The organism is Streptomyces sp. NPDC055078 (assembly GCF_053607985.1).
This window is the reverse complement of the sequence record NZ_JBSGUP010000477.1, coordinates 1-6,326: the sequence shown is the minus strand read 5'-3', so window position 1 is coordinate 6,326 and position 6,326 is coordinate 1. Positions and strand designations below refer to the sequence as shown.

Sequence of the window (6,326 nt, the reverse complement as noted above, 5' to 3'; positions counted from 1 at the left end):
GACCCTGGTGGTCTGCGGGTCCGGGCGCGTCCGGCCCCCGCGTCCGCCCACCGCCCCGCCCGGGTGTCCGCCGGGTCCGTCCTCCCGGGGCGTCCGCCATGGTGCCCGGTACGGCTCGCCGGCCCGGCTGACCCGACCGGTGGGCCCGCCGCCCGACCGGGGCACCCGGGCCATCCGGGTCCGCCGGGGCCACCTGGGCCACCCGGCCCCCGGGTCCGCCGGGGCGGCCGGTGTCCCGTGCGTACGCGCCCGCCGGTTCCCGGCCGACGCGTGCCGGGCGGGCGCGGCACACCCCGCCCCTGCCATACCCCCGCACCCCCGCCCCCCTCCGCACCCGAAAGCGAGCCATGGCCGCCCCCGAGTTGATCTCCTCGCGCTCCTCCCGTGTCGCCGCCGCGCGGCGGCTGGCGAAGCGGAACTTCCGCGGCAAGGAGCGGCTGTTCCTGGCCGAGGGGCCACAGGCCGTGCGCGAGGCGGCGGGGCACCGGACCGGGGACGGCGGCCCCACGCTGGTCGAGCTGTTCAGCACCCTGGAGGCGGCGGAGCGGTACCCGGACATCGTCGGCGCGGCCCGGGACGCCGGGGCCCGGTTCCACCTCGCCGACGACGCCGTGATCGCCGACATCTCCACGACCGTCACCCCACAGGGCCTGGTGGGCGTCTGCCGCTTCCTGGACCGGCCGTTCGCCGACATCGCCGGTGCCGGGCCCCGGCTGGTCGCGGTCCTCGCCCATGTGCGCGACCCCGGGAACGCGGGCACCGTGCTGCGGTGCGCCGACGCCGCCGGAGCGGACGCCGTCGTCCTCACCGACGCCTCCGTCGACCTGTACAACCCCAAGGCGGTACGCGCGTCCGTCGGCTCGCACTTCCATCTGCCCGTCGCGGTCGGCGTCCCCGTCGAACAGGCCGTCCAGGGCCTCAGGGACGCCGGAGTGCGCGTGCTGGCCGCCGACGGGGCGGGGGAGCACGATCTCGACGCCGAACTCGACGCCGGCACCATGGGCGGCCCCACCGCGTGGATCTTCGGCAACGAGGCATGGGGCCTGCCCGAGGAGACCCGGGCCCTCGCGGACGCGGTCGTCCGCGTACCGATTCACGGAAAGGCGGAAAGTCTGAACCTCGCGACCGCCGCAGCCGTATGTCTCTACGCCTCCGCGCGCGCCCAGCGTGGCGGAAGCACTCGATGAACTGCATGGCCCATGAGGTGCGGGACCGGTTCAGGGGCTCCGCTCCGTCACGTTCAGCTAGTAGGGTGACGTGCTCGGGGGCCCACTGCGCCGGCGGAGAGGTGGGGTACGGGGATGGCTGTCGGGACGAGCAGGCCCGCTGAGACGCACATGCCGTCGCTGTGCCCTGCGGAGGGCCCCGGGGCCTTCCCGCTGGACCCCGACGAGCTTCCCGACGGACTGGTCGTCGCCGACGAGACCGGCCGGGTCATCTGCTTCAACGACGCGGCCGTCAGGATCACCGCCGTCGACCGGGCCGACGCCATCGGACTCCCCCTGGAGCGGGCCCTTCCGCTGGAGGACCTCAAGGGCCGCCGCTGGTGGACGCTGACCGATCCGTACGGCGGTCTCGCCACCCGCGTAGGACAGCCCGAGCGGAATCTGCTGCTGCCCGGCGGCCGTGAGGTCCTCGTCTCCGCCCGCTATGTGCGCGAGCGCCCCACCGGGCCGATACGAAGGCTCGTCATCAGCCTCCGAGGCACCGAGGCCCGCCGTCGCAACGAACGCAGCCACGCCGAGCTGATCGCCACGGTCGCCCATGAACTGCGCTCCCCGCTGACCTCGGTCAAGGGCTTCACCGCGACCCTGCTCGCCAAGTGGGAGCGCTTCACCGACGACCAGAAGCGGCTGATGCTGGAGACCGTCGACGCCGACGCCGACCGGGTCACCCGCCTCATCGCCGAACTGCTCGACATCTCCCGTATCGACTCCGGACGCCTTGAGGTGCGCCGCCAGCCGGTCGATGTGGCCTCGGCCGTCGGACGTCATGTCCAGGCCCATATAGCCAGCGGCCAGAGCCCCTCCCGGTTCTTCGTCCGCATCCGGCGCGAGCTGCCCGATCTGTGGGCCGACCCGGACAAGATCGACCAGGTTCTCGGCAATCTGCTCGAAAACGCGGTGCGCCACGGCGCCGGAACCGTCACCATCGAAGTGGCGCCGGCATCTCCGGCGGACACCAAGGGCGACGAGAAGGGTACGGCCGTCACCGTGAGCGACGAAGGGCCCGGCATTCCCGAGGAGTCGATGGGCCGTGTCTTCACCCGCTTCTGGCGGGGGAGCAAGCGCGGCGGGACGGGCCTGGGCCTCTATATCGTCAAGGGCATCGTCGAGGCGCACGGCGGGACGATCACCGTCGGCCGGGGGCCCGGCGGCGGCGCCGAGTTCCGATTTATCCTGCCCGTCGGCGCCCCGGCCTATCTGGCCTGAGCCGCCCGCGGGCACTCCGTACCGGGGCAGGACGCCTCCCGGACCTGGCGCGCATCGCGAAAGCCCCGCCCGGCCCGCGACGCCCGGCACCTCCCCCGGAACAGCACACCCCCCGGGACCTCTAGACTCGACCATTGGCACCTTTGCGCCCCAGTCGTCGAGCGTGGTCGCGCCCATCAGCCAATCGGAAGCACGGGAAGAGATGTCCGCACCCAACAAGTCGTACGACCCGGTCGAGGTCGAGGCACTGAAACCGGAAGAGATCGAGCGCATGCGGGACGAGGCGCTCGCCGCCTTCGCCGCCGCCGGCGACCTCGACGCGCTCGCCCACGCGAAGGTCGCGCACAGCGGCGGCACCTCGCCGCTCGCGCTCGCCAACCGGGAGATCGGCGCGCTGCCGCCGCAGGCCAAGGCCGAGGCGGGCAAGCGCGTCGGCCAGGCGCGCGGCGCGGTGAACAAGGCCCTCGCGGCCCGCCAGAGCGAGCTGGAGGCCGAGCGCGACGCCCGGGTGCTGGTCGAGGAGGCGGTCGACGTCACCCTGCCGGACGACCGCGTCCCGGCGGGCGCCCGCCATCCGCTCACCACCTTCTCCGAGCGCATCGAGGACATCTTCGTCGCCATGGGCTACGAGGTCGCCGAGGGCCCGGAGGCCGAGACCGAGTGGTTCAACTTCGACGCGCTGAACATCGGCCCGGACCACCCCGCCCGGGGCGAGGCCGACACCTTCTTCGTCCAGGGCGCGGGCACCGCCGGTGACGGCTCCGGAGTCGTGCTGCGCACCCACACCTCACCGGTGCAGATCCGCTCCCTGCTGGACCGCGAGCCCCCGGTGTATGTGATCTGCCCGGGGCGGGTCTACCGCACCGACGAGCTGGACGCGACCCACACCCCCGTCTTCCACCAGGTCGAGCTGCTCGCCGTCGACGAGGGCCTGACCATGGCCGACCTCAAGGGCACCCTGGACCACATGGTTCAGTCGCTCTTCGGCGGCGAGGGCATGAAGACCCGGCTGCGGCCGAACTTCTTCCCGTTCACCGAGCCGTCCGCCGAGATGGACATGGTCTGCTACGTCTGCCGCGGTGAGTCCGTCGGCAACCCGGACCGGCCCTGCCGCACCTGCTCCAGCGAGGGCTGGATCGAGCTGGGCGGCTGCGGCATGGTCAATCCGAAGGTGCTCGTCGCCTGCGGGGTGGACCCCGAGAAGTACAGCGGATTCGCCTTCGGGTTCGGCATCGAACGGATGCTGATGTTCCGCCACAACGTCGAGGACATGCGAGACATGGTCGAGGGCGACGTCCGGTTCACCCGGCCGTTCGGGATGGAGATCTGATGCGCGTCCCGCTTTCCTGGCTGCGGGAGTACGTCGACCTGCCGGCGGACCAGACCGGCCGTGACGTACAGACGAGGCTCGTCGCGGCGGGTCTTGAGGTCGAGAGCGTCGAACAGCTCGGCGCCGGACTCACCGGCCCACTGGTCGTCGGACAGGTCCGCACCATCGAGGAGCTGACCGAGTTCAAGAAGCCCATCCGCTACTGCACCGTCGATGTCGCGGATGCCAACACGACGGGTGAGCCGCAGGAGATCATCTGCGGTGCGCGGAACTTCTCCGTCGGCGACAAGGTCGTCGTCGCCCTGCCCGGTGCGGTCCTCCCCGGCGACTTCCGGATCGCCGAGCGCAAGACCTACGGCCGGATGTCCCGAGGCATGATCTGCTCCGCCGAGGAGCTGGGCATGGGGGGCGACGGCAGCGGCAGCGGCATTATTGTGTTGCCGCCCGAGCACGAGGTGGGCATCGACGCCACCGTCCTGCTGGAGCTGTACGACGAGGTCCTGGACATCGCCGTCACCCCCGACCGGGGCTACGCCCTGTCGATGCGCGGCGTCGCCCGCGAGGCCGCCACCGCGTACGGGCTGCCGCTGCGCGACCCCGCGCTGCTGGACGTGCCGGGACCGAACTCGTACGGCTACCCCGTCCAGGTCGCCGACCCCGTCGGCTGCGACCGCTTCACCGCGCGCACCGTCACCGGTCTCGACCCCGAGGCGCGCTCCCCGATCTGGCTGGAGCGCCGCCTCCAGAAGGCGGGTATGCGCCCGATCTCGCTCGCCGTCGACATCACCAACTACGTGATGCTGGAGCTGGGCCAGCCGCTGCACGCCTACGACCGCACCCTCATCGACGGGCCGATCGGCGTCCGCCGCGCCGAGCAGGGCGAGAAGCTCGTCACCCTCGACGGCGTCAAGCGCGTCCTGGACGCCGAGGACCTCGTCATCACCGACAACCGGGGGCCGATCGGCCTCGCGGGCGTGATGGGCGGCTCGAACACCGAGATCGCCGACTCCGCCGTCGACCCGGAGACGGGCCACGTCCGGGGCACCACCGAGGTCGTCATCGAGGCCGCGCACTTCGACCCGGTCTCCGTCGCCCGCACCGCCCGCCGCCACCGGCTCTCCTCCGAGGCGTCCAGGCGCTTCGAGCGTGGAGTCGACCCGATGGCCGGGCCCGCCGCCGCCCAGCGCACCGTCGATCTGCTGGTGCTGCTCGCCTCAGGCACCGCCGAGGCCGGGGTCACCCATGTCATCGCACCGTCCGCGCCGCGTACGGTCGCCATGCCCGCCGACCACCCCGACCGGGTCGCGGGCGTCGACTACGGCCGCGAGACCGTCGTACGACGGCTCCAGGAGGTCGGCTGTGACGTCTACGGCCAGGACGAACTGGTCGTCACCGTCCCGTCGTGGCGTCCCGACCTCGCCGCACCCAACGACCTCGCCGAAGAGGTCATCCGCCTGGAGGGCTACGAGAACCTGCCGTCGACCCTGCCCAGGCCGCCCGCGGGCCGCGGGCTCACCGGCCGGCAGCGGCTGCACCGCAGGGTCGGCCGGGCGCTCGCCGGAGCCGGCTACACCGAGGCGCTGAACTACCCGTTCATCGGCGAGCAGGTCCTCGACCAGCTCGGCCTGGCCGCCGACGACCCCGCCAGGCGGCTGGTCACCCTCGTCAACCCGCTCTCCGACGAGGAGCCCGCGCTGCGCACCACGCTGCTGCCCGGACTCCTCGGCGCACTGCGCCGCAACGACGGGCGCGGCAGCCACGACCTGGCGCTCTTCGAGACCGGGGTCGTCTTCCACCCCCTGGCCGAGCCGGCCGTCGCGGCGCCGCCGCCCGTCGACCGCAGGCCGACCGATGAGGAGATCGCCGCGCTGGACGCCGCGCTGCCCGCGCAGCCGCGCCACGCCGCCGTCGTCCTCGCCGGAGCCCGTGAGCAGGCCGGCTGGTGGGGCGGGGGCCGCCCGGCCGACTGGGCCGACGCCATCGGGGCCGCCCGGCTGATCGCCCGCGAGGCCGGGACCGAACTCGCCGCCGAGCAGGCGCGGTACGGCCCCTGGCACCCCGGCCGCTGCGCCGAACTGTTCGTCACCGTCGACCGGGTGAAGACATCCGTCGGCCACGCGGGCGAGCTGCACCCCCGGGTCGTCAAGGCGCTCGGGCTGCCCGCCCGCACCTGCGCCATGGAACTGAACCTGGATCTGGTGGAGCGGGCGGGCGACACCACGCTCACCGCGCCGAGGATCTCCAACTTCCCGGTCGCCACCCAGGACGTGGCGCTCGTCGTGGACGAGGACGTCCCGGCCGCCGCCGTGCAGAACCTGCTCACCATCGGCGCGGGCGAACTGCTGGAGTCCATCCGGCTGTTCGACGTCTTCACCGGTGAGCAGCTCGGCGCCGGCAAGAAGTCGCTGGCGTACGCCCTGCGGTTCCGCGCCACCGACCGGACGCTGACCGTCGAGGAGGCGTCGGCCGCCCGGGACCAGGCCGTGGCGCTCGCCGCCCGGCACACGGGCGCGGTCCTGCGCGGCGCCTGATCCGTCCCACTCCGCGGGGCGCACCCTGAATCC

General features: G+C 73.2%; 4 protein-coding genes. All 4 read left to right on the top strand.

Going from position 1 to position 6,326, the window contains the following annotated elements:
• Positions 1-347 precede the first annotated feature (347 nt).
• The 4 genes from ACWF94_RS29725 to pheT all read left to right on the top strand — a co-directional run bounded on the left by ACWF94_RS29725 (position 348) and on the right by pheT (position 6,293).
• The gene (locus ACWF94_RS29725) at positions 348-1,187 is read left to right on the top strand and encodes a TrmH family RNA methyltransferase (protein ID WP_453495218.1); all 840 of its coding nucleotides are present in this window, start codon (positions 348-350) and stop codon (positions 1,185-1,187) included.
• 114 nt (positions 1,188-1,301) lie between these two features.
• Positions 1,302-2,432 (top strand): ATP-binding protein, encoded by a 1,131-nt coding sequence (locus ACWF94_RS29720; RefSeq protein ID WP_453495215.1) that lies wholly within the window; start codon positions 1,302-1,304, stop codon positions 2,430-2,432.
• 202 nt (positions 2,433-2,634) lie between these two features.
• Positions 2,635-3,762: a phenylalanine--tRNA ligase subunit alpha gene (gene pheS / locus ACWF94_RS29715; RefSeq protein WP_453495212.1), complete on the top strand. Its 1,128-nt coding sequence runs from the start codon at positions 2,635-2,637 to the stop codon at positions 3,760-3,762.
• Entirely contained in the window at positions 3,762-6,293 is a 2,532-nt protein-coding gene (gene pheT / locus ACWF94_RS29710) for a phenylalanine--tRNA ligase subunit beta (RefSeq protein ID WP_453495209.1), read from the top strand. Before pheS ends, pheT begins: the two co-directional genes overlap by 1 nt.
• The last annotated feature ends 33 nt before the right edge of the window (positions 6,294-6,326 follow it).